Here is a 24,761-nt window from a genome sequence, read left to right as displayed (position 1 = left end):
TGCACTCCCAAGTTTTTGAGTAAAAGTTTGGTTCATAGTTTGGCTTTTTAATTAGGTAATCTATTTGGTTTCTCCCGATAATCCTTTATGGTGCTAAATCGATTATCAGTAACAATATTACGAAAGAAAAACCATAATCCAAATTTTTGCAAAAAAATTATAAAAAATAAATATTAACAAAATCCGTCCAGATCAATCGATAATTTTGCATTGTTGCCTACCCGTCAAATATACCTTATATATATGCACTAAATACGACAACGGCACTAGATTAATGAAAGGAAATTTGTTATTTTGAATCATGAAACGAAACAGTAATAATGTTTTATCCATAGACGTTGGCGGAACGAGCGTCAAAGCCGGGGTGTTGAGCTCAAACGGAGAGTTGCTGTCAGCGTTCAATAAATTGCCCACACCAAAGAAGTCCACGCCAGAGGCCGTACTAAAAACGATTGCAGAGCTCGTCTCCGGACTTGAGCATCCCTTCGAGAAAGTGTCAATCGGCTTTCCGGGCTACGTCAAATCGGGGATGGTCTTTACTGCACCCAACCTGGCTAAGAACAAGTGGCAGGAAATCGACCTTGCCCAACAGGTAAGTGATCTTCTGGACAAACCAGTGCGGTTGGTAAACGATGCCGACCAGGCGGCTCTGGGTATTGTATCCGGAAAGGGGTTTGAAATTGTCGTTACGCTGGGCACAGGCTTTGGAACAGCGCTGGTATATGACGGCGACCTGCTCCCCCATTTGGAGCTCGCACACTTTCCGGTATCTAAGACCAAAGACTATGACGACTATATCGGCACCAAAGCACTCGAGAAAATCGGCAAGAAAGACTGGAACGACCGGCTCGAATTGATCATCAAAACATACAAGACCGTGTTTAACTACGATACCTTATATATAGGCGGCGGAAACGCAAAACACATTACGCTAGATCTGGATGATAATATCCGGATTGTAAACAACAGGGACGGCATCAAAGGGGGTGCAAAACTCTGGCAGGCCGACGAACGATACCTTATATATACTACATACCCTAAGAAGAGCGAAAACTAATATCATCCGCTACATACTGAACATGAACAACAAATATACTTTAGGAATGATCGGCCTTGGAACCATGGGCCGAAACCTTCTGCTCAACATGGCCGACAATGGTTTTCAGGTAACCGGCTACGACAAAGACGCCAGAATGCTGGCAAAGCTTGAAGAAGACGGAAAAGCACATAACCTTAAAGCCTACAGCTCATTGGAAGATTTTGTACAAAGCCTCGAACTCCCACGCAGGATTATGCTGCTGGTACCTGCAGGTAAAATAGTCGACAGTGTAATCGAAGAGCTGACGCCTCTGCTCGAAAAAGGCGATATGATCATAGACAGTGGCAACTCGCATTTTACAGATACCAGCCGTCGCGATCAGCAGCTTGCTGCACAGGGCATCCACTTCTTTGGCATGGGTATTTCCGGCGGCGAAGAAGGTGCGCGTTTCGGACCCAGCATGATGCCGGGTGGCGACAAAGAAGCTTACAACGCCGTAAAGCCTATTCTTGAAGCAGTTTCCGCTAAAGTAAATGGCGATCCTTGCGTAACATATATCGGGCCTGGTGCTTCGGGGCATTTCGTGAAGATGGTGCACAACGGGATCGAGTATGCCATGATGCAGATTCTGGCAGAAACTTACGACCTGCTAAGAAAGACGCTGAAGTACGATAACGACCAGATCTATGCTGTTTTCAAAAAATGGAACGAAGGCAGACTGCAATCCTTCCTGCTGGAAGTAACGCGCGACATCTTCAAGTTTAAGGATAAAAAAACCGGTGCGTTCCTTGTCGACATGATTCGCGATGTGGCCAAATCAAAAGGCACAGGAAAATGGACCTCTCAGGTATCTATGGACCTTCAGTTGCCCATACCAACCATAAACGAGTCTGTGAGCGCGCGCGATCTTTCGAAATACAAGTCGCTCCGCTCCGCGCTGAACGAAGTATTTCCTGAAGAATACACAGCAGTTGCTGATCCGAAGGCTTTTGAAGACCAACTCGAGCACGCGCTGTACTTTGCAATGGTAACCTCGTATGCTCAGGGGCTTCACCTTTTGGAGGCGGCGTCTGACGAGTTTAAGTACGAACTCAACCTCAAAGAAATATCACAGATCTGGCGAGGGGGATGTATCATTCGCGCTGGTTTACTGGAAGACATCTACCAGGCTTATAAAAAACAGCCTGAACTAACCCATCTTTATACCGACAGCAGCGTACAGCAGCAGCTCAAAGACATCCTCCCGGCCACGCGCAATGTGGTGATCACCGCGATGTCTATGGGTATAGCAGTGCCATGCTTCGCTTCGGCGCTGACTTATTTCGATTCGATGCGGACGGATAAGTCGCCGCTCAACCTGACTCAGGCGCAGCGCGACTTCTTCGGTGCACATACCTTTGAGCGTATCGACGAAGAGGGTATTTTCCATGCCGACTGGAACGAAGAGAACCTTTAAAATTGCAACACCAATATATAATACACGAATGAAAACCAGCCTCAACGTTAATCCAACCATTGTAGTCATCTTTGGTGGTACTGGCGACTTGAATATGCGCAAACTTGCGCCTGCACTGTATAATTTGTATGCCGACGGCTACATGCCTCAAAAATTTGCGATTATCGGCACCGCACGTCGCCCGCTCAACGACGATAAATTCAGAGATACCTTGATGGAGGGTGTCAACAGCTTCTCCAGATCTGGCAAGGTTAAGGCAGCCAAATGGGAGAAATTTGCGGGCAATGTGTATTATACACCGGTCGACGTAGAAGCGCCGGATACATTTGGCGACCTGAAATCGAGGATCGAACAGTTGCGCGAAGATTTCGGTGCACAGACCAAAGTCATTTATTACCTTGCGGTAGCACCAAACCTGTTTCCGCTCATCGCCAAGTGTCTGGACAAATACAAACTGGTGGGCGACGAAGAAAACTGCCGCATCGTTATCGAAAAACCTTTCGGCCGTGATCTCGAAACAGCCAGGGAACTGAACAATATCCTTACCAGCATCTTCACCGAGAAGCAGATCTACCGTATCGATCACTACCTGGGTAAGGAGACCGTACAAAACATCATGGCTTTCCGTTTCGCCAACTCCTTCCTGGAGCCACTATGGAACCGCACCTATATTGACCATATACAAATATCAGTCACAGAGCAACTTGGCGTGGGCGACCGGGGCGGATACTACGAAAGTGCCGGTGCCCTGCGCGACATGATCCAGAATCACCTGCTTCAATTGCTTTGCCTTATAGGTATGGAAACACCGGTCAACTTTGACGCCGACGAGATAAGGAATAAGAAAGTAGACGTACTTAAAGCCATGCGGCCTTTCGGTCCGGACGACATCCGCTTCAGCACCGTACGCGGACAGTACACCAAAGGTTGGGTAGAAGGCAAGGAAGTACCTGGTTACCGCCACGAACATGGTGTAGACCCGGATTCCAACACAGAAACCTTTGCAGCCATCAAGTTCTTTGTGGACAACTGGCGCTGGCAGGGCATTCCATTCTATGTACGTACCGGTAAGCGTCTGTTCCAGACTTCCTCGCTGATCACCATTCAGTTTAAAGATGTTCCGCATCACATATTTCCGGCTGCAGTTACAGAACACTGGCAACAAAACCGATTGATTATCAGTATACAACCAGAAATGAGCATTCGTTTGCAGGTTCAGGCCAAACGTCCGGGACTCGACATGGTGCTGAACCCGGTGGATATGGTGTTCGACTATAAAGGCACCTACACTTCGGAAGCGCCTGAGGCATACGAGACGCTGTTGCTCGACGTGATGACGGGCGATCAGACCCAGTTTATGCGGGCAGATCAGGTAGAAGCCGCATGGGAACTCCTCATGCCGGTCATCAACGCCTGGGAAAACAAAAAATCACTCAGCTTCCCGAATTACACGGCCGACTCCTGGGGCCCGGAAGACGCCGAGGCGCTGATTGCCCGCGATGGTTTCCATTGGTTTACCCTGCCGCTCAACAAAGACTAACGCGTATACCAAACATGAAGACATGAACATCCTCATATACAACACACCCTCAGAACTCTTTGAAGATCTGATCGATTACATTGCAGAAATCGCCAGCGACGCCATTGCAGAAAACGGGCGGTTCAATTTTGTGCTTACGGGCGGAAACTCTCCGAAAGCACTTTACGAACTGCTGGCTACCGAACATAAAGACCGGATTGACTGGACAAAAGTGTATTTCTTTTTCGGCGACGAACGGAATGTGATGCCCGATCATGAAAGTTACAACGGCCTCATGGCCAAAAGGGCGCTACTCGATCCGCTGCAAATACCTGAAGACCACATCTTTTACGTAAATACAAAACTGGCGCCTGAAAAGGCCGCGATAGAATATACCAAAGCAATAACCAACCACTTCGCGGGCGAAGACTTGGCGTTCGACCTGGTCTTGCTTGGCATGGGCGATGATGCACATACAGCCTCTCTCTTTCCGGAGACAACGATCCTCAAAAACCGGCAGGCAGAAGTCGATTCAGTATTCGTCGACAAACTTTCCACCTACCGTATCAGTTTTACGGCACCGCTCATCAACAAAGCAAAAAACATTGCATTCTTGGTCTTCGGCGAAGGGAAAGCCGAAGCCGTGAAAAAGGTTATAGAAGGCAAAAAGAACACCGAGCACTGTCCTGCTCAGCTTATCGACCCCATAGACGGCAGCACGACCTGGTTTCTGGACAGCGCCGCAGCAGGTCTGCTGGAAAATTAAACGCCCGGCCAATAAAATAACATTCGTATAGCAGAGCTCAGGTTCTGCTATACTTTTATGCGCTCAATTACCGCTGCCTTTGTGTTTGCATCTACCCCTTTCAGTTCCACGTATTTAACATCCGGAAGCCAGAAAGATCCACCCTGTATTCTCAGGAAAATACGCTCCAGGATAATTTTCTTTTTATTGACATTGATGTATACATGAAACTTGTTGTCCTCCGCCGAACGCTGAAGATATAAGGGCTGCTCCTTCCGCGATACAAACTTCAGCTCGTAATAATCCTTACCCAGCTCCCTTGTCTGAACGCCGTAGGCAAACTTGCGCTGTATATAATTCAGCTCAGCCTTCTTGCCGTCCTCACTATACCGGAGCCAGTACACATGCACCGGTTCTTTCCGGTTTACATTACCCGCGGCATCCACATTAAGTTCGCAGATGATGGTATTAATATTCGGATCCCTTTGCAGATAAAAAAGCTGATTGCTGATTCCCTTTGGAACCGGAAATTTGAGCGGAGAAGGATTGCTGTTGTCGGCCGTTTGCGCCAGCGCAGTTCCAACCGTGACATGGATGGCCATCAAAATGAGCCATATAAATTTACTATTCATAAAGATTCTGAACCGCAAAGATACACAGGAAAAATTTAAGCACAATGCAGGGGTATACAACGGACAGCTCAGGGCATTTGCGTTTGCAAATTAGACTGCTTTTAGACTGGTGTCAGACTGCTATTAGACTGGTATTAGTCTGCTTAAACCAGTGTAAAAGCTGTTTTATAGCTGTTTGACATCAGACTTTGAACAGTGTTTGAACTTGTACCAGAACGTGTTCTGTAAACTGAATAAACCAGAACAACTGTTTAACAAACAATGAACAGAACTTGAACGCAATGAACAACTCATTGGAATAAGTACTTCATAATTTTGCGGAAACAAACAACCAATTTTTCCTCCATCACGACCATCTGATATGCGCTACACATACGCTCATAACCGACTGTGGATTTTGCTGTGCTGTAAGATCGCGATAATGTCCCTCGCAACATACAATGCACTGGGCCAAATTCGGTTCCAACGTGTGTATGCGAATATACAAACGCATGGTGGCGGCGAAGGGGTATTTGTGTCGGACGGCGAAATATCGGATGCTGGTATGGCGGCGGATGCAAACCTGCAAACTGCGTCAAAACTAACCTGTTCGGGGATACTTGGTGGTTCGCAAAGTAAATGGCAACAGTTGCAATTCAGCAGGGCAGTCTTACGGAGCACTCCCGTACATATAAAATTTGCCACAACGATACCCGTAGGGCTGCTAAGCAGCACAACCATAACGCTTAGAGCGTACCAAGGCGTCACACCTGTTGGTCCAGACATAGTTCTTCAGTCGGGGATTTTAGGTCTTGCCGCGGGGAGGAACATGGTAGACTACGTTATGCCTGCACCCAGCGGTGGCGGCACCTATAACTCCGTCAGATTAACATTGCAGGTGGGTGGACTCGTGGCAACCAGTACTGTCGAGATTTACGATGCGTATTTTATGGATTCTCCACCGGCGCTGATCCAATGCGATGAGGTGACCGACTACCTCTACGGCGTTGCGGGAGCTGCTCTGCTTAGTGGTATTAACGAGGTATCCTCGCCGGAAAGAGCTATTGATGGCGATTTATCTACTGCGGCAACTCTCCGGGCGAACGTTTCCGTCCTGTCTTCAGTATACCAAACCGCCTTGTTCAACTCTTCTTCCAGAGCGGGCGATTCGGTGAGGATAACTTTTCACAATGGCGCGGGTGGACTGCTGGATGCGACATTGATATCAAGCAATTTCAATGTAACGACCTATTTAGGCAACACCCCGGCAAGCACAATGGCAGATCAGTCGTCTTTCCTGAAGCTCAGCCTGCTGCCGGGGTCAAGTGCTATACAGCAACTCACGTTTCCTGTAAACAGCAGTTTTGATCGGATCAGGGTATCGCTGGGCGACGGACTTGCAAATGCGCTGAGCAGTTTAAGCCTTTATGAAATAGAGCGCATTGCACCTGTTCCTGTGGTTACGTCGGCTGGCATATCAGGGCAGCACATATATCGTTGTTCCGGAGAAGCCATTGTCTTAAACGTGGCGAATCCGGAGGCTGGGGCAAGTTACCAGTGGTACAATTCGGCCACAGGCGGCAGCCCGATTAGCGCAGGTATAACGGCTTCGGGGACCTCCTACTCTCCGGTAGGTCTGCCCCCCGGCAACCATACATTTTACGTGTCTTTGGTAAGGCCTGGTTGTACCGATGAGGCCTCCGACCGCGCCAAGGTGAGCGTAACGGTAAATCCTCTTCCAAAAGCGTCTATATCGGGCGATACCGCCATCTGCGAGTCGACACTAACACCACCGTCCGTAACTTTCACTGGCGCTGGAGGTACTGCACCTTACACCTTCTCCTACCGGATTAACGGAGGCGCACCTCAAAGCATCACGACCGTGCATGGGAACGCTGTTACGCTTCATCTAGGACATGTTGTTCCGGGAGTATTGCAGTATGAACTTCTTAGCGTAAAAGACAGCAGCAGCACGCAATGCGCACAAGCGCAAGCCGGAACGGCCACAATTGTGGTCACGCCAAAACCACTCATACCAAGCTTCTCCATACGGGCAAACAACTAGTTTTTAGTCATAATCCATTACAAACACAATTAATAACAAAACCAAGCAACATGAAACAAAAATTTACTTTCAAACACATCTCGTTCTTAGCAATGCTTTTCTTCTTTTACAGCCCAGTAATGTCGGCAACCTATTACACCTGTATTGGAACAGCACTCGCGCTTAATGCCACAAACAATGCACCAGGCACTTCATTGTTGTGGGATGTGCGACAAGGAGCTTCCTCGATATCCGGCTATCCAAGTGCGACGGCTCCGACCTCGTTTAGTGCGGCAGGCACATATGAAGTGGTGCTAAACTCCGTTACCGATGCAAATTCAGGTGCATGTGCGTCTGACCCGGTTACTAATACCATTATCGTGTTGCCCCCGCTGGGTATCACCTTAGATGCACCCAGTGTGGCGGCTTATTGCGAGGCGAACGGATCAGTTAACAGCAGTGATGTAGCATCTAACATAACCAACACCGAAACCGATGCATTGAACGACAATTATCTGGCGCTAAACTACACTTACACGGTGACCAGAAATGGTGCGGCAGTCGACGTAACAACTGTTGGAACAGTAGGTAGTAACGGCGCATTCACTTTGAATACGACGGTGCCCGGAACATACGTCATTACAGCATCAGTGAGATATGTACAGGGTTCAAACACTGCCAACAGTTTGCTGGGCGATGGCTGCCCGGTTACATCAACCAATACACAACAAGTTATCGTAACCCCTAAACCAGCCGCTCCAACAATCACTATTGCAGCAAACTGATCAAAAACGCCACGAAAGTTCATCCATCTGGCATGTTAACACAAAAAACAGGTTTCGTAACCAGCCTGCTGTTGCTAAGCGCAACGGCAGGCTTTACGCAATCTGAACTTCCTGGTCCCGTTAAAATTAAAGCCGGCTCTTCCATCAGGTTAAGAGCCTCATCGAATGAAGCCGTAACGTTTCAGTGGCTTAGAAATGATAGCTATATCCCACAGGCCAACCGGGCCGACCTGAAGGTTAAGGAACCCGGAAGCTATACCGTCATATCCTTCAATGCTCAAGGGTGTGCCTCAGATATCTCAGAGCCGGTTCTTGTCGTCACAGATAATGACATTGCCGTGTCGGCCGACGTGATGATAGAAAAAACTTCTGAGCGGCGCGCCATAAGCATTAACGAGCCCTTTGAGTACCTAATAAAAGTTGCGAACATGGGGATAGGTGACGCTTCGGAGATACGTGTACTGGATACACTACCCGAAGAGCTAACCTTTGATGAGCTCGTCACACCATTGATGGGTCGGGCCCATTATAATGCGGGCACACGAACAGTATTGTGGCAGATCGATCGGCTTAATAACAGTGCGCATGCCGAATTGCGCGTAAGGGTTAAAGCTTTGAGGCCAGGAATAATAAAAAACACAGCTTCAGTGTCAGCCGTGGAGCCGGATCCTGATTCAGCGAATAACAGCTCGTCCGATAGTAAACCAATCATCGGGATCATCATACCAAACGTCTTTACGCCAAATGGCGACGGTAAGAACGACAGGTTTGAAATCCCCGGGATAGAAAATTACGAAAACGAAGTAACGATCGTAAACCGCTGGGGTGGAACGGTATATCAGAGCAAGTCTTACCGCAACGAATGGCAGGGCGACGGACTCAATGAGGGTACATATTTCTACGTCATCAAAGTACGGTCGCAGGGAGCAGAATGGGAAGTTTTTAAGGGCTATGTCACGTTGTTAAGAGAAAAGAAATGAAAAAGTTTTTAACTGCCGCGCTCATGATGCTGACGATGAGTACCTGTGCTCAACAGGACAGTCAGTACACCCAATATATATTCAACGGAATCCACATAAACCCGGCATACTCGGGTTATAAAGAGGAACTGTATGTGCAATCATTTTACCGTGCACAATGGGCCGGTGTAAAAGGTGCCCCAAAGAGTTTATCTGTGGCCGGAGACATGCCCTTGAATGACAATAATGTCGGGCTGGGACTGATCATCTCGTCTGACCAGGTGGGCGCGCAGAGTAACCTTTCGGGCTATGCAAACTATGCCTACAAAATCAGACTGGGTTACGACGGAGAGCGTCATCTGAGCTTTGGCATTGCTGCAGGATTTATGCAGTTGGGACTTAACACCGGAAAGCTCAATGCTATTGACAACAGCGACGATGCGATTAGCACGACCACCGAGACAAGGATACTGCCGGACGCCAGGTTTGGTGTGTATTATACTGCTGAACGCTATTTTGCGGGCTTCTCAGTCGCAAACATGCTGGCGCGTTACGCTGCCAGGAACAACAGTAGCAATCTGCTGGTGCCGGTTCCGCAACCGCACCTGTACTTTACCACCGGCGCACTGTTTCCATTAAACAACGGCATGACCTTTAAGCCGACCCTTCTCCTCAAAGACGACCTGAAAGGGCCTGCATCGTTAGACATTAATAGCTTTTTGCTTCTGGGCGATAAGGTCTGGCTCGGCGCCTTCTACCGCACCGCTATTTCATATTCCAGAAAACATCTTCCGGATAACCTTACAAAACGGACCGCCCTGGGCGGGCTCTTCGAACTGTTTGTTTCTCCCGCTTTTAGGGTAGGCTACTCGTACGATTATGCACTAAATGCGCTTCAGAACAATAATTTTGGAAGCCATGAAATTTCAGTGGGTTTGTACTTAAATACTGGTCACGCCAAACGACCGGGAGCGCTTAGGTGCTACAAATTCTGATTCCTGTTTATAACGGTACGCCATTTGTTTGCTTTCTGCCGCAGCATGCAGACGAATAACGACGTTATTATTGTGGGCGGCGGACTTGCCGGACTTACCTGTGCTATTCATTTAAGCAACATGGGCTTTTCTGTATTGCTTGTTGAAAAGAACACTTATCCTCATCACAAGGTTTGCGGAGAGTACGTATCGAACGAAGTCCTGCCCTATTTGCAGAGCTTGGGGGCCGACCCGCTATCCCTTGGTCCACAACAGCTTTCAAAACTGATGGTGACCACCTTAAGCGGCCGCTCTGTGAGCTGCGATTTACCACTGGGTGGCTTTGGGATAAGCCGGTACAAGCTGGATGATTTTCTTTACCAAAAGGCCAAGTTGGCCGGCGCAAGCATACTGACCGACACTGTTAGCACAGTTAGGTTTGAGAATGATGGCTTTGTGGTGTCGACCAAAGAACACGGTGAATTCGGGGGTCGACTAGCCATTGGGGCTTACGGAAAACGGGCAGCGCTCGATCAGCAATTGTCGCGCCCCTTCATCCGGCGCCCTTCGCCCTGGTTGGCTGTTAAGGCGCACTATTCGGGCAAATGCGATTCGGAAACGGTAGCGCTGCATCATTTTAGGGGTGGCTATTGCGGGGTTTCCAAAGTGGAAGACGGGCGGTTGAATATCTGTTACCTGGCCGACTATAATTCTTTCAAAAAATTCAAAAATATAGCCGCCTTTAACAGTGGCGTGCTGCACCAGAACCGGCATCTGAAGGATATATTTCAGCACGCAGAGCCCTTATTTGATCAGCCGTTGAGCATAAGCCAGATCAGTTTTGATCGGAAGGAACCTGTTTGGCAGCATATGCTGATGGTGGGCGACACAGCCGGACTTATCCATCCGCTTTGCGGTAATGGCATGGCGATGGCCATACACGGCGCCAAGATCTGTTCGGAGTTATGCACCTCGTTTTTTCGTGGGGAGCTGAGCAGACAGGAACTGGAGACTGCCTATGATACCGGGTGGAAGAGGCAGTTTGGCCGCCGGCTGCGCAACGGACACTTGCTATCGCGGCTGGCGCGCAAGGAGAAACTTTTCGATATGGCGATGAGCGCAGCGGTTAGCTTCCCTCCGCTGCTTCCCTACATTGTTAAACAAACGCACGGAAAACCTTTTTAACCTATGCTGGTAAACACAAAACACCGCAGTGATGCTGCCGAGATAATGGATGATTTTGCCATGGAAGGCGAGATACTGCGCGACGCGCTCGACAAGCTGGCCAGCATTAACCGCCTGCTGGGCGGCAATGCGGTAACCATAAGCGGATTGCGCTGGCTGCTAGACCGGTCTAACGTAAAGCAAGGAAAAGCTATACGTATACTTGATGTGGGTTGCGGCAACGGGGATATGCTCAGGGTGCTGGCTGATTATGGGCTTAAAAAGGGTCTGAACATGCATCTAACCGGGGTAGATGCCAATGCTTTTACGGTCGCCCATGCCGAGGCGCTTTCTTTAGGGTATCCCAGCATCAAGTACCGCTGTGCAGATATTTTCGAAGAAATTAAACAACAGCGGGAGTACGATGTTATCTTGTGTACCCTTACCCTGCATCACTTTAAGGACCCGGAGCTGCTGGAACTAATGGGGGGATTGAAAAAACAGGCTACCATGGGCGTGGTGGTAAACGATCTGCACCGAAGTAAACTGGCCTACTATCTTTTTATGCTGGTCTGCATCGTGTTCGGGTTAAACGCCATGTCGCGCGACGATGGCCTGATTTCGATACTGAGAGGCTTTAAAAAGAAGGATTTGCTATACTATACCAACAAACTCAATGTCAGGAATTATCTGCTCCGCTGGAAATGGGCTTTCCGCTACCAATGGGTCATCTCAACCGATAAGGAATAACTATGCATGTAAAGATCAGAACCGTTGCTAAAGCGCTGCCCGCTTTTTCGCGAAACACCGCAGATATTCTGCCTTTGCTCGACGGCTGGCTAGATGGACAGGACGAGCGCTTTATCCGGAAAGTAAAGAAGATTTTTGAGAACGCCGGGGTCGATAAACGCTATTCCATCATGTCGCCCGAAGAAGTATTTACCCGCAGCTCATTTGAAGAACGCAACGATATCTACACCAGGGAAGGCATCAAGCTGGCATCTTCCTGCCTGGAAAAGGCTTTGTCGCAGGCCGGCTGGCAGGCCAAAGACCTCGACTATATCATTACCGTAAGCTGCACAGGGATCATGATTCCCTCGCTGGATGCTTACCTGATCAACAGATTGGGTTTGAAACAGGATGTGATGCGCTTGCCGGTGACCGAAATGGGTTGTGCAGCGGGGGTCTCGGGGATGATCTATGCCCACAATTTTCTAAAGGCAAACCCGGGTAAACGGGCCGCTGTGGTGGCCTACGAATCGCCCACGGCGACCTTCCAGTTGGACGACTATTCTATGGCCAACATTGTGAGTGCGGCCATTTTTGGCGACGGGGCGGCTTGTGTACTCTTGTCTTCGCACCCCGATGACGAGGGGCCGCAGATACTGGCCGATGAGATGTATCATTTTTATGATGCCGAACATATGATGGGCTTTAAACTCACCAACAGCGGTCTGCAGATGGTACTTGACGTGGCCGTACCAGATACCATAGCCGAGCATTTTGACAGAATCATCCATCCTTTCCTGGAAAAAAACGGTCTGGCCATAAAAGATGTGGACCAGCTCGTCTTCCATCCCGGCGGGAAGAAGATCGTTCAGCTCGTTGAGGGCTTGTTTGGCGGGCTGGGCAAGAACATAGACCATACCAAAGAAGTATTGCGGCAGTACGGAAATATGTCGAGCGCCACGGTATTTTATGTTTTAGAAAAGTTTATGCAGGAACAGGTGCAGGCGGGAAGCTACGGACTGATGCTGAGTTTTGGCCCTGGTTTTTCCGCGCAGCGGATTTTACTGAAGTGGTAATTTATTGTATTATTGAAGCATGAATAAAGACACTATTTTAGCGCAGCTACCCTACTCCAGGCCGTTTCTGTTTGTAGACGAGATTCTGGAGATTGATGAGAACAAGGTGAGCGGCACGTATACGTTCGACCCTTCGCTCGATTTCTATAAGGGGCATTTTAAAGATAATCCGGTTACCCCAGGCGTTATCCTTACCGAAACGATGGCGCAGATTGGTCTCGTTTGCCTCGGTATATATCTTTCGGCAGGCAGTGGCGCAACCGAAGATGAGGACGAGACTATGGCCGGACATGTGATGCTGACCAGCACAGCGATCGACTTCCTTAAGCCTGTTTTTCCGGGCGAGAAGGTGACGGTGCATGCGGAAAAGGTGTACTTCCGTTTTAAAAAGCTGAACTGCAGCGTACAAATGCTCAACGCCTCGGGCGAGGTGGTTTGCAAGGGTACGATAGCCGGAATGGTAACCAAACGCATGAATGGCTAAACGGGTAGTGATAACGGGAATGGGCGTGGTGGCGCCAAACGCTGTGGGCTTGCAGGCCTTCAGTACGGCGCTCATGCAGGGCATTTCCGGTATACATCATGATCCTGAACTGGAGCGACTGGGCTTTTCCTGCCAGATTGCCGGCAAGCCGGAGGTTCCGGACCAAATGAAAGCAAAGTACTTCACGGAGCTGGAACTGAAGCAATTGAACAGCACAGGAATCTTATATGGCACCATCGCCGGAATGGATGCCTGGCAGGATGCTGGGCTTAAAATACTTGGCGCGGAGGAGCCGGACTGGGACAGCGGCGTAATCTTTGGCGCCGGAAACTCCGGGGTGGAGAAGTTCCGCGAGGCGATCTATAAGATTGATGAGGGGCAGTTACGTCGACTCGGCAGCACGGTGGTGTCGCAGACCATGGCTAGCGGCGTGAGCGCCACCCTCGGTGGCAAACTCGGACTTGGTAACCAGGTGAGCAGCAACTCTGCTGCATGCACCACAGGAAGCGAAAGCATTTTAAGCGCTTATGAGCGCATTAAATCTGGCGGGGCGATAAGAATGCTGTGCGGAAGCACAAGTGATGGGGGACCGTATATATGGGCCGGATTTGACGCAATGAAAGTCTGCACCTATAAGCACAACGACGAACCGCGGCGTGGGTCCCGGCCTATGAGCGCAACGGCAAGCGGCTTTGTACCCGCCTGCGGCGCGGGCGCTTTGGTGCTCGAATCGCTAGACGCGGCCCTTGAAAGAGGCGCAAGGATATACGCAGAGGTGCTGGGTGGACATATCAATTCTGGCGGACAACGCGGTGGCGGAAGCATGACGGCGCCTAATTCTGCAGCCGTGCAGCGATGCATCCGCATGGCGCTGGAACAGTCGGGTGTTGAAGCTGAAGAGATAGACCTCATCAACGGGCACCTCACAGCCACCACTAAAGACCCGGTAGAGCTCGCGAACTGGTCGGCCGCCCTGAACCTGAAAGCCGCCGATTTCCCTTTCATAAATTCCCTGAAATCGCACACCGGGCATTGCTTAAGTGCCGCAGGAAGTATTGAAAGCATCGCTACGGTTTTGCAGCTCAATCAAGACTTTGTATTTGCCAACCTGAACTGCGAAGACCTGCACCCCGATATTGCGGCGTTGATAGCACCAGATCGTATTCCGCAGCGCATGCTCAAACGCGAGCTTCAGATAGCAGCTAAAGCCAGCTTCGGCTTTGGTGATGTAAATGCCTGTATCCTGTTTAAAAAGTATTGAAACCTAACCGAATAAGATGGACAATCAAAGTATTATTTCTCGACTGAAACCGATTTTGGATACCTACGTGGAGGACAAGGCGCTGCTGCAGGACATCAACGAAGACACCGATTTCATCCGGGACCTGAAGATCAATTCGGCGAACCTGGTGGATATTGTTCTGGATGTGGAGGAAGCCTTTGGCATTGTGATCGACAATGCGGCAATGGAGCGGATGCTGACCATCGGCGCGGCAATTACGATCATCAAAGAACAGCTGAACCAATGATCGGAAACGATATTGTAGACCTCCGGAAGGCCGAAAAGGAAAGCAACTGGCGCAGACCAGGCTACCTGGAAAAGCTCTTCACGCCCGAAGAACAAGCTATGATCCAGTCGGCCGCCCTGCCCGACCAGATGGTATGGCTGCTCTGGAGCATGAAGGAATCGGCTTACAAGATCATGTCGAGACGCCGGAACCTGCGAAGTTTTGCTCCGCGGAAGTTGGTCTGCCGCCACCTGACCCTAACAGAGCAAAGCGCCGCGGGACAAGTCACATACGAGCAAAATCAATATTATACAAGCAGTATTGTCAATCCAGGCTACGTCTATACCATAGCCTGTGAACACAAAGATGATCTCGCAAAAGTCCACAGCATTATATCACCCCCGCACAGCAATTATGCTTACTCGCTGAGCGGATCGGTGAGCCACCATGGCAGATACCTGGCCCTGGCCGATCTAAGCCTGTAAGCGGCCCAGGTTTTCTTCAATCAGGAGATTGATCATACCATCGGCCAATCCCACACGGGGCACATAGATCTGTTTTACAGAAGTCCATTTCATCAGCGTCAGATAGATCTCCGCGGCGGGAATAATCACGTCTGCACGGTCGGGATTGAGCCCTAAAACGCCGATGCGTTCTTTCAGGGAATGACTGTTTAAAAAGTTATACACGCCGTTGAGTTTGATGAACGACAGTGGTGCGCCCTCTTTCTCGCCCGACATGCGGAAAAGCTTGTTGATATTGCCCCCGGTACCAATCCCCGCGAGGTTTTTAAGGTTGCGTGTATGCTCGCGCACCCAGTCTTTCATGACATCCCAGGTTTCACGCTTGTCCTGATTGTCCAGAATACGGATGGTACCGATATCAAACGAACGGGCTGCGACCAGTTCCTTGTTCACAAACACCGAAAGTTCTGTGCTTCCGCCGCCTACGTCGATGTACAGGTAGTTTTTGCTGGCATCGAGGTTTTCTTCGATGTGATTGGCATAAATGATATTCGCTTCACGCTGCCCGCCAATGATCTCCAGTTCCAGGCCTGCATGCTCCCGTACCCTCTTCACTACCTCCTCGCCGTTCAACGATTCGCGCATCGCTGAAGTGGCACAGGCCAGGTAGTGGCTCACCTGGTACACGTCCATCAGGTGCTTAAAAGCAGTCATGGTCTTCACCAGGTCTTCCGCTTTGCGGTCAGAGATCCGCTTGTCGAGAAAGGCATCATCGCCGAGTCTAAGCGGCACACGGATCAGGGTGTTTTTCTTGTAGCGGTAGCCTGTCTCCCCAGGCGTTATATCGGCAATCAGCAGGCGCACGGCATTAGAGCCGATGTCTACGGCAGCATATCTTAGCATCAGTGGTGTTTATTTTTCAGGTAATTATAGGTCTGAACCTGGGCTCTCACTTTACGATTGAGACGGTTCTTATGGTATTTATTATTGTTGAGACGGTTAATGTCGCGCGCCTTCACATTGTCCTGCAACTGGAACTCGATGATATCACGGATTTCCTGCTGCACCTCCTCATCGAGCACCGGGAAGCCCACTTCCACGCGGTGTTCAAAGTTCCTGCTCATCAGATCGGCTGAAGAAAGAAACATTTCTTCCTTCCCGTTATTCCCGAAAATGAATACCCGGGCATGCTCCAGGAACTTATCGATAATGCTGATGACGGTGATGTTTTCGCTGTAGCCCGCCACGCCCGGGACCAGCGTGCATATGCCCCGTACAATCAAGCGGATCTTAACGCCTGCATTGCTGGCGTCGTATAGTTTCTGGACAATACCTTCGTCGGCCAGACTGTTCACTTTCAGGATCATATAAGCCGGCTTGCCCAGCTTCGCCACCTTGATCTCCCGGTCTATAAGTCCATATATTTTGCTGCGCGACTCGAGCGGGGAAACGATAAGGTGCTTAAAACCCTTGGTTACCCTGCCCTCATTCAGGGCGGCAAAGAGCTTGATCAGATCGGCGGTAATTTCCCTTCGGCAGGTAAAGAGACTATGGTCGCAATACAGCTTCGCGGTCTTTTCGTTAAAGTTGCCCGTAGCGAGATTAGCGTAATAGACCGGCCTTCCTTTCTCCATGCGCTTAACCAGACAGATCTTGGAATGCACCTTATAGTCGGTAAGTCCGTAATGTACGTTAACACCCTCCTCTTGTAAGCGGCCGCTCCAGAAAATATTGGCCTGCTCGTCAAACCGTGCTTTCAGCTCTACAAGACAGTTCACTTTCTTCCCATTCTTAGCCGCGTTGATGAGCGCATTGATTACTTTCGAATTCTCGGCCAGGCGGTAAAGGGTAATGTTGATCTCCGTGACCTTAGGGTCAATGGCCGCCTCCCTCAGGAACAGGATGATATAGTCGTACGACTGATAAGGCAGGTGAATGACGTAGTCGCGCGCTTTCAGCTTATTGATGATACTTTCGGTACGCCGCAGCCCGCTCACTTTAAGCGCCGGCGTGGGTGGGTAATTCAGTTCTGCAGAGCCCACATTTGGAAAGGCGATAAAATCGCCAAAACGATGGTATCGGTTACCGGGGATCAAACTCTCGGCTTCTATTTTTAGTTTGGCTACCAATACATTTAGCATATCAAAAGGCATGTCGGTATCGTAGAGCAAACGCATGGGCTTGCCTTTCTTGCGTTTGTCGAGGCTCGACTTTAGTTCCTCAATGAATTTGTCGCTTATGCTTTTGTCGATATCAAGCTCCGCATCGCGGGTGAGTTGTATGGAATAGGCTTCGATAATGTCGTAATTGAAGACATAAAAGATGTCGTCCAGACAATACTTGATGATGTCTTCGACCAGGATAATAAACTTGAGTCCGTTTGTTTCGGGCAGCACGAGGAACCGGGGAAGATCGGGCGGAAATTCAATAAGTGCATAGCGAGGCGCCTTTTTGGATGACTGCCTGGACAGGCGCACAAAGAAATACAGAAACCTGTCTTTCAGCTCGGGAAAAGGTTTATCTTGATCGAGCATGATAGGCACCAAAGTAGACAGGATGCGGTCTCTGAAATGGTTGCGCACAAACTCCCCACGTGCCACGTTAAGCTGCGTTTCATTGACAATGAAGATCCTGTTCTGCGCCAGTTCGTTGATCAGCGTAGCTTGGAAAAGCTGCTCAAAATGCCGCTCCTGCTTTACCACAATGTTCTTGATCTCGTTGAGCACCTTTTTCGGATTGAATCCGAGCAAGGCTTTAGACTTATCGTTGAGATTGGCCAGGCGGCTCATGGTGGCTACGCGAACCCGGTAAAATTCTTCCAGGTTTGACGAGAAAATAGACAGGAACTTGATCCGCTCAATGAGCGGCACAGTCTCATCTGCGGCTTCCTGCAATACCCGCTCGTTGAAATACAGCCAACTGATTTCCCTGTTTAAAAACGGTGCCTTTTTTTTCGTCATAAATGCTTGCGGACAGCGCGCGCGGCGCTAAGGCCAAAGCTGCAAATTATTATGTTAATTAATTGTTAATTCTTAGGCAGGCGATAGAGCCTTACTTTTTTGTGCGGGGCGCGCGCGTTGCGGGCTTCCTGGCCGGCGCTTTAGGTTTAGGCTTAAGTGCTTCGGCGGCTTTTTCAGCTGTAGCTATAGGTTCAACCTTAACACTCTGTACCACGGGTTGGGGCGCCACCTTCGCTTCCTTATCCTGCTTGGCCTTTTTGGAAAGCTTTTTGGCGATAAACTTCCCTGCGATCTCTAATTCCTTCGTAAACTGCGCTGCGTCATGCCCCATACTTGTGACCACTTCGCTGAACCTGCCGATCACACTTTTCTCCAATTGCTTACGCTCCGCTTTTTTTGCATCTTTTTTTGCATCTTTTTTTTGCACCTTTGGCTTGCTTGTTTTCATACTCAAGAATATTATTGATTTTGATCTAAAATATAAATTTTTCACCAGTAAGCCAGAATTATGCCTAGTTTCGATATTGTCAGCAAAGTAGACGCACAAACTTTTGATAACGCCATAAACAATGCCAAAAAAGAGATCCTGAACCGTTATGACTTCAGCACGTCTAAAAGCACGATAGACCACGATAAAAAAACAAACGTGATTACGGTGGTGACCGAAGATGATATGCGCCTCAAAGCCATACAGGATGCTATTATTTCCAAAATGATTAAGCAGAACCTGGATTCCGCAAGCCTGGATTTCGGCAAGGAGCAGTATGCCTCCGGGAATATGATCCGCAAGGAGATCAAGGTGAAGGAAGGCATTGATAAGGAAACGGCCAAGAAGATCGTAGCGCGCATTAAGGACAGCAAACTGAAGGTACAGGCCTCCATTATGGAAGACCAGGTACGTGTGCAGGGAAAGAACATTGACGACCTGCAGGCCGTAATTGCGTTATGCAGAAAGGAAGATTTCGGTCAGCCGCTTCAGTACATCAATATGAGAAGCTAAGCTATACGGTTTTTACGTCACCCTCGCTGTAATCTTCAATATCGGTGATATAACCGTTGATGATCAGAAAGTCGAACAGCGGCCTGGCATCGGCGGTAACCGGCATATTGGCTGTGGTGATCACTTCTTTGGTCTTATTGTCGAGGAAAGGATATGCGAAAAGCTTTACATTTTTGTTGAACATATCGCTCACGTAGCTGAGCAGCTGACTGGTGTAATTCTCGCCAAAATTGGTAGAGTTGAATACAAACTTCAGGTTGTTGATGTTGGTGGAAATACCCACGCTTTTCGGGCGGCAGCGGTCGAGGTACTTCGCCAGCTTATTGTGACGCGTAAAGTTAGACACGATCACCTTATTGCCGGTACTGCACATCTCCTCCGCCCTTTGGGCCACTGCTTCAAGGTCCATTTCATCTGTTACAGCATCATTAGCTGAGAGTACGTTAGACATCAGTACTTCGATGAGCACGCTGAGGTTTTCCTCCTGCACGTTTTCGGTGCGTACAAACTGGTCGACCGCCTTATTAAGCATGCTGAAATTGGGCTTTGATTTCTGTGCATACTTCGTCCTCAAAATCATGATGTCTTTCTTGTAAAGGAGATCTTTCGGCAGGCGGGGGCGACCGGTAGCATCAAATATCGCCGCATCTGAAAAATCTTTAACGATCAGGTACAGGTTGAGCAGGATATTGTTGATGTTCCTGAACGAAGGACCACTTACGGAAATCAGGTCGATCTCAACAGAACCAACCGTGAGGTTGTCGGCCAGCGACTCGATCATGGTTTTGGGATCATGGTTGTACTTGAAAGCAGCATACACGAGATTAACACCAATGATACCCAGCACGTTTTGCTGAAGCGCAGCATCAGTATCCAGCAGTCTGACATGGAAAATGATCTCATTAGGATCGCCCTGCGGCTCAAGCTGAAACTTCAATCCTATCCACCCGTGGGGGTCGTTGGATTTATTGTAATTTAATGTGGTTACTGTATTGGCGAAGGCAAAGAAGGTGCGATCGTCGTACTTGGCTGTGTTCAGACGCTCGTTCAGCAGTCCATACTCATGATTAAGCATTTTCTGCAGGCGTGACTGGCTGACGTAGCGACCTGACTCTTCTACCCCGTAGATAGCGTCACTGAAGGTCATGTCGTAGGCCGACATGGTCTTAGCCACCGTGCCTGATGCAGCCCCGGCTGTAAAAAAATTACGGGCTACTTCCTGTCCGGCCCCTATCTCTGCAAAAGTTCCGTATATCTTCGGATTCAGGTTAATGTTCAGCGCCTTGCGTCTGGTGTCAAGAATTTCTCTTTCCATCCTGCAAAATTAAAGAAAGTAGCTGGTTTAGACGAGAAAATAACTACCTTGAGCATAGATTTGTCTTATCAAGATACGGTCTTAATAATGCTTATAGCCGACAACCTCAGCATCGTATTCCGCAATACCGAAGATGACACCCACCTCATCGCGGTAAACGGGATTGACTTTAAGGTCGGACGCGGCCAGACGCTAGGTATCGTTGGCGAGTCTGGCTCCGGGAAGTCGGTTACTGCTTTCTCTATCCTGCAACTGCTTGACCCTGGTAAAACGATCATAGGCGGCAGCCTGCAGTTCGATAACCAGTCGCTTCTGGATATGCCTGCGGATAGCATACGCAACATCAGGGGCAACAGGATCGCCATGATCTTCCAGGAGCCAATGACGGCGCTGAACCCGGTGTTTACCTGCGGACACCAGGTGCAGGAAGTCATAACCCTTCATCAGAAACTGGGCATACAGGCAGCGAAAGAGAAAACCCTGGCCTTGTTTGCCGAGGTACAACTCCCCCAGCCTGAGCGGATATTCAGCAGCTACCCGCACCAGTTGTCGGGCGGGCAAAAACAGCGGGTGATGATTGCCATGGCGCTGAGCTGCAACCCGGAACTTCTGATTGCCGATGAGCCGACCACAGCGCTCGACGTGACCGTGCAAAAGGCTATTCTGGAACTGCTTGCGCAACTGAAAAAGCAGCGAAATATGGCCATGATTTTCATCTCGCACGACCTGGCGGTGGTAAGTGAAGTGGCCGATGAAGTGGCGGTGATGTACCGGGGCAGCATCGTTGAGCAGCGGGCGGCGAGGGAATTGTTTGCCGATCCGCAGCATCCTTATACGAAACACCTTATTGCGAACCGGCCTTCCGCAAAGATCGACATAAAGGCAGAAACTGCCGCGAGGCGCCATGACTTATATCGGCAGACTCCTCTCCTCGAGATTAAAGCGCTGAATACCTGGCATGCCAGCGGACAGGGTTGGTCGGGCCCCGCAGCCTGCGTTAAGGCGGTAAATGACCTGAGCCTCGACATCTACCCGGGCGAAACGCTGGGGCTTGTGGGCGAGTCCGGATCGGGCAAGACCACACTGGGAAGAAGTATCCTCAGGCTGATAGAGCCTAAATCTGGCAGTATCCTGTTTGGGGGTGAAGACATCAGGCGGTTTCGCGGCAGGCAAATGCGGCAAATGCGCCGCGATATGCAGATCATCTTCCAGGATCCCTACTCCTCCCTCAACCCGAACCTAACCGTGGGCCGGGCACTCACCGAACCCCTTGAGGTTCACGGCCTGATAGGAAACCGCAAAGCGCGCAGAGCATATATCTTGTCCCTGCTGGAACGCGTAGGACTTCATGCCACACACTTCGACCGTTATCCGCACGAGTTCTCCGGCGGACAGCGCCAGCGTATCGTGATTGCCCGTGCGCTCGCCGTGCAGCCAAAGTTTATCATCTGCGATGAATCGGTTTCAGCCCTCGATGTATCGGTGCAGGCCCAGGTGTTAGACCTGCTGAAGGAGCTGCAGGCGGAAATGGGCCTGACCTATCTGTTCATCTCTCATGATCTTGCGGTAATAAGGCAGATCTCCGACCGCATTGTGGTGATGAAAGCTGGGAGAATTGAGGAGATCGGCTTTCCGGAGCAGATCTTCACAGACCCCAAGACCGAGTACACAAGAGGCCTTATTCAGGCTATTCCGGGCAAAGATGCGTTCTAAAAACCAACAAAGTATCGGTTGAAATTGTTACCTTCGAAAACATTCATTGTTTTTAAACTTTGAAAAATTCACATGTAAACTATGGCAAAGAGAAAATCGTCCCAGCTGGAACTGGTATTAACACAGTTAATCAGTGACGTGCTGGAGAAAAACAATAAGGAGCCACTTAATTATAAGCAAGTATCGGCCAAACTGAACATCACAGATCCGGCTGCAAGGGAAACCATACTTGAGGTACTTAGGGAACAGACCAAAAAGGGTGTATTTCTTGAACCTCAAAAGGGCAAATTCAAATTGAAAGACCTCAAAACCTTCGTGACCGGCACTATAGATATGACTACTGATGGCTCTGCTTTCGTGATTCCCGATGATGAGTTTGAAAAGGATATTTTTGTCTCAGCCCGTAAGCTTCATACGGCCTTGCATGGCGACAAGGTAAAGGTGTATATCTACGCCAAAAAGAGCGGGCGCAAGAATGAAGGGGAAGTTGTCGAGATTCTTGAGCGCTCACGACTCGACTTTATCGGCGTGATCCGGATATCGGAGCGGTTTGCTTTTGTAAACGCTGACGACAGGAAGATGCTCCACGATATTTTTGTGCCCCTGGCCGACCTGAACGGTGCCAGGAACGGGCAAAAAGTGCAAGTGACCATTACAGAGTGGCCTGAGAGCGCTAAAAACCCTATTGGGCGGGTAACTACCATTCTGGGTGACCAGGGTGAGAACAATACAGAAATGAACGCCATCCTCGCGCAGTATGGTTTTCCGCTGGAATTCCCACCAGAGGTGGAAAAGGAAGCCAACGCCATACCTGAAGAGGTGTCGCCTGCCGATCTGGAAGGCCGAAAGGACTTCCGGGATACGGTAACCTTCACGATCGACCCTGCCGATGCTAAGGATTTTGATGATGCTATTTCCTTTAAAAAACTGGACAATGGGCATTATGAGATTGGTGTACACATCGCTGACGTTTCGTACTACGTGAAGCCCAAGAGTGCGCTCGACAAAGAGGCGTATGCCCGGGCAACGTCGGTTTACCTGGTAGACCGAGTGATCCCGATGCTTCCTGAGCGGCTAAGTAACGGCGTTTGTTCGCTGCGCCCCAACGAGGATAAGCTATGCTTTGCAGCGGTATTCGAACTCGATGATCAGGCGAACATCATCAACGAATGGTTTGGTCGCACAGCCATCCACTCCAACCGGCGCTTTAGTTACGAAGAGGCACAGGAGATCATCGAAAATAAGTCGGGCGAGTTTTCTGAGGAGCTGCTTAAACTGAATGAGCTTGCCTATGTGCTGCGCGACCGCAAATTTAAGAACGGCGCAATCAGTTTTGAAAGTACAGAGGTAAAGTTTAAGCTCGACGACACGGGCAAGCCTATTGGCGTGTATGTAAAGGAACGTAAGGATGCGCATAAGCTGATCGAAGATTTTATGCTGCTGGCCAACAAACGTGTGGCCGAATTTATAGCTAAAAAGGGCAAGGGGAAAAAGAAATATACCTTCGTATACCGCTCGCACGATGCACCTAACCTTGAAAACCTGGGCAATTTTGCAGCCTTTGCATCCCGCTTCGGTTACAAGATCAATATGAAATCGGATAAGGAGATCGCCAAGTCGCTGAACTTCATGATGGAGGATGTGGAAGGCAAGAAGGAGCAGAATGTGCTGACCCATCTGGCTATACGTTCGATGGCCAAAGCGATCTACACCACCAAGAAGAGCAGTCATTACGGATTGGCCTTCGATTATTACACGCATTTTACATCCCCTATAAGGCGTTATCCGGACGTCATGGTACATCGACTACTGGCCGACTATTTAAACGACGGGAAATCGGCTAATATGGAAGAGTACGAAACTGCAGCTTCGCATTCCTCTGCTATGGAGAAAAGAGCAGCCGATGCTGAACGTGCGTCGATCAAATACAAGCAGGCGGAATATCTGGAGGAAAACATCGGGAATATCTACGCAGGCATTATTTCGGGCGTTACGGAATGGGGCATGTACGTGGAAATTGTGGAGAACAAGTGTGAAGGGATGGTGCGGCTGCGTGATATTGCAGACGACTTCTACGTACTGGATGAGAAGAATTATTGCATCGTTGGCCAGCGTAAAAAGAAAAAATATCAGCTGGGCGATGAGGTGAAAGTTAAAGTTAAAAAGGTAGATTTGGCGAAACGACAAATAGACTTTTCATTAATACAAGATTAGAT

23 protein-coding genes are annotated in these 24,761 nt (G+C 49.4%); 18 read left to right on the top strand and 5 right to left on the bottom strand.

The genetic code is table 11. The features are described 5' to 3' along the window. The first annotated feature begins 301 nt into the window (after positions 1 to 301). The 4 genes from J3P40_RS08745 to pgl are packed head-to-tail and all read left to right on the top strand — an operon-like array spanning position 302 to position 4,780. Positions 302 to 1,057, top strand: coding sequence for an ROK family protein (locus J3P40_RS08745; protein ID WP_256004756.1), 756 nt, complete (start codon positions 302 to 304; stop codon positions 1,055 to 1,057). Between the two features lie 22 nt (positions 1,058 to 1,079). Further along, the gene (gnd, locus tag J3P40_RS08740; RefSeq protein ID WP_256004754.1) at positions 1,080 to 2,495 is read left to right on the top strand and encodes an NADP-dependent phosphogluconate dehydrogenase; all 1,416 of its coding nucleotides are present in this window, start codon (positions 1,080 to 1,082) and stop codon (positions 2,493 to 2,495) included. Positions 2,496 to 2,523: 28 nt separating this feature from the next. Further along, on the top strand, positions 2,524 to 4,035 hold the full coding sequence (zwf, locus tag J3P40_RS08735) for a glucose-6-phosphate dehydrogenase (protein ID WP_256004753.1): 1,512 nt from the start codon (positions 2,524 to 2,526) through the stop codon (positions 4,033 to 4,035). 22 nt (positions 4,036 to 4,057) lie between these two features. Further along, a complete protein-coding gene (gene pgl, locus J3P40_RS08730) occupies positions 4,058 to 4,780 on the top strand; it encodes a 6-phosphogluconolactonase (protein ID WP_256004751.1) in 723 nt (240 codons plus the stop codon). Positions 4,781 to 4,827: 47 nt separating this feature from the next. Here pgl and J3P40_RS08725 read toward each other — a convergent pair whose 3' ends face one another. Beyond that, positions 4,828 to 5,391, bottom strand: a complete 564-nt coding sequence (locus J3P40_RS08725) for a DUF4833 domain-containing protein (protein WP_256004749.1) — start codon at positions 5,389 to 5,391, stop codon at positions 4,828 to 4,830. A gap of 421 nt (positions 5,392 to 5,812) precedes the next feature. Here J3P40_RS08725 and J3P40_RS08720 point away from each other — a divergent pair, with 421 nt between their 5' ends. From J3P40_RS08720 to J3P40_RS08670, 11 genes are read left to right on the top strand one after another with little or no spacing between them, the layout of a single operon-like run. Further along, the gene (locus tag J3P40_RS08720; RefSeq protein WP_256004747.1) at positions 5,813 to 7,435 is read left to right on the top strand and encodes an immunoglobulin domain-containing protein; all 1,623 of its coding nucleotides are present in this window, start codon (positions 5,813 to 5,815) and stop codon (positions 7,433 to 7,435) included. Between the two features lie 50 nt (positions 7,436 to 7,485). Further along, complete coding sequence (locus tag J3P40_RS08715; RefSeq protein ID WP_256004746.1) at positions 7,486 to 8,199, top strand: hypothetical protein; 714 nt, start codon at positions 7,486 to 7,488, stop codon at positions 8,197 to 8,199. A 32-nt stretch (positions 8,200 to 8,231) separates the two neighbouring features. Then, positions 8,232 to 9,179 carry a T9SS type B sorting domain-containing protein gene (locus J3P40_RS08710; RefSeq protein WP_256004745.1) on the top strand — a complete coding sequence of 316 codons (948 nt, stop codon included), beginning with the start codon at positions 8,232 to 8,234 and terminating at the stop codon, positions 9,177 to 9,179. Further along, positions 9,176 to 10,153 (top strand): PorP/SprF family type IX secretion system membrane protein, encoded by a 978-nt coding sequence (locus tag J3P40_RS08705; protein ID WP_256004744.1) that lies wholly within the window; start codon positions 9,176 to 9,178, stop codon positions 10,151 to 10,153. The genes J3P40_RS08710 and J3P40_RS08705 overlap by 4 nt, the downstream gene beginning before the upstream one ends. Before the next feature lie 45 nt (positions 10,154 to 10,198). Continuing rightward, on the top strand, positions 10,199 to 11,317 hold the full coding sequence (locus J3P40_RS08700) for an NAD(P)/FAD-dependent oxidoreductase (RefSeq protein ID WP_256004742.1): 1,119 nt from the start codon (positions 10,199 to 10,201) through the stop codon (positions 11,315 to 11,317). A 3-nt stretch (positions 11,318 to 11,320) separates the two neighbouring features. After that, entirely contained in the window at positions 11,321 to 12,046 is a 726-nt protein-coding gene (locus J3P40_RS08695; RefSeq protein WP_256004740.1) for a methyltransferase domain-containing protein, read from the top strand. 2 nt (positions 12,047 to 12,048) lie between these two features. Then, positions 12,049 to 13,101: a type III polyketide synthase gene (locus J3P40_RS08690; protein WP_256004738.1), complete on the top strand. Its 1,053-nt coding sequence runs from the start codon at positions 12,049 to 12,051 to the stop codon at positions 13,099 to 13,101. Positions 13,102 to 13,120: 19 nt separating this feature from the next. Next, positions 13,121 to 13,585, top strand: a complete 465-nt coding sequence (locus tag J3P40_RS08685) for a 3-hydroxyacyl-ACP dehydratase FabZ family protein (RefSeq protein WP_256004736.1) — start codon at positions 13,121 to 13,123, stop codon at positions 13,583 to 13,585. Further along, positions 13,578 to 14,846 (top strand): beta-ketoacyl-[acyl-carrier-protein] synthase family protein, encoded by a 1,269-nt coding sequence (locus J3P40_RS08680; RefSeq protein ID WP_256004734.1) that lies wholly within the window; start codon positions 13,578 to 13,580, stop codon positions 14,844 to 14,846. The genes J3P40_RS08685 and J3P40_RS08680 overlap by 8 nt, the downstream gene beginning before the upstream one ends. Before the next feature lie 16 nt (positions 14,847 to 14,862). Beyond that, a complete protein-coding gene (locus J3P40_RS08675) occupies positions 14,863 to 15,114 on the top strand; it encodes an acyl carrier protein (protein WP_256004732.1) in 252 nt (83 codons plus the stop codon). Continuing rightward, positions 15,111 to 15,578, top strand: a complete 468-nt coding sequence (locus J3P40_RS08670) for a 4'-phosphopantetheinyl transferase family protein (RefSeq protein ID WP_256004730.1) — start codon at positions 15,111 to 15,113, stop codon at positions 15,576 to 15,578. Before J3P40_RS08675 ends, J3P40_RS08670 begins: the two co-directional genes overlap by 4 nt. On the opposite strand, the gene J3P40_RS08665 is transcribed toward J3P40_RS08670, so the two are convergent. The 3 genes from J3P40_RS08665 to J3P40_RS08655 form a co-directional block, all read right to left on the bottom strand. After that, positions 15,567 to 16,460, bottom strand: a complete 894-nt coding sequence (locus J3P40_RS08665; RefSeq protein WP_256004728.1) for a Ppx/GppA phosphatase family protein — start codon at positions 16,458 to 16,460, stop codon at positions 15,567 to 15,569. The genes J3P40_RS08670 and J3P40_RS08665 overlap by 12 nt on opposite strands. Then, positions 16,460 to 18,517: a polyphosphate kinase 1 gene (gene ppk1 / locus J3P40_RS08660; RefSeq protein ID WP_256004726.1), complete on the bottom strand. Its 2,058-nt coding sequence runs from the start codon at positions 18,515 to 18,517 to the stop codon at positions 16,460 to 16,462. Before ppk1 ends, J3P40_RS08665 begins: the two co-directional genes overlap by 1 nt. A 91-nt stretch (positions 18,518 to 18,608) precedes the next feature. Continuing rightward, a complete protein-coding gene (locus J3P40_RS08655; protein ID WP_256004724.1) occupies positions 18,609 to 18,965 on the bottom strand; it encodes a hypothetical protein in 357 nt (118 codons plus the stop codon). Positions 18,966 to 19,025: 60 nt separating this feature from the next. Between J3P40_RS08655 and J3P40_RS08650 the strand changes: the two genes are divergently transcribed. After that, a complete protein-coding gene (locus J3P40_RS08650) occupies positions 19,026 to 19,517 on the top strand; it encodes a YajQ family cyclic di-GMP-binding protein (RefSeq protein ID WP_256004721.1) in 492 nt (163 codons plus the stop codon). Position 19,518: 1 nt separating this feature from the next. On the opposite strand, the gene J3P40_RS08645 is transcribed toward J3P40_RS08650, so the two are convergent. Next, positions 19,519 to 20,832, bottom strand: a complete 1,314-nt coding sequence (locus J3P40_RS08645; protein ID WP_256004719.1) for a nicotinamide mononucleotide adenylyltransferase — start codon at positions 20,830 to 20,832, stop codon at positions 19,519 to 19,521. A gap of 87 nt (positions 20,833 to 20,919) precedes the next feature. Between J3P40_RS08645 and J3P40_RS08640 the strand changes: the two genes are divergently transcribed. Together J3P40_RS08640 and rnr are read left to right on the top strand one after the other, a co-directional pair. Continuing rightward, positions 20,920 to 22,545: an ABC transporter ATP-binding protein gene (locus J3P40_RS08640; protein WP_256004716.1), complete on the top strand. Its 1,626-nt coding sequence runs from the start codon at positions 20,920 to 20,922 to the stop codon at positions 22,543 to 22,545. 81 nt (positions 22,546 to 22,626) lie between these two features. Next, positions 22,627 to 24,759, top strand: coding sequence for a ribonuclease R (rnr, locus tag J3P40_RS08635; RefSeq protein WP_256004713.1), 2,133 nt, complete (start codon positions 22,627 to 22,629; stop codon positions 24,757 to 24,759). Positions 24,760 to 24,761 lie beyond the last annotated feature (2 nt).

Origin of the sequence: Pedobacter deserti (assembly GCF_024436415.1) — a bacterium.
GTDB classification, from domain to species: Bacteria; Bacteroidota; Bacteroidia; order Sphingobacteriales; family Sphingobacteriaceae; genus Pedobacter; species Pedobacter faecalis.
The sequence above is the reverse complement of the archived record's forward strand: the minus strand, read 5'-3'. Positions and strand labels throughout refer to the sequence as shown.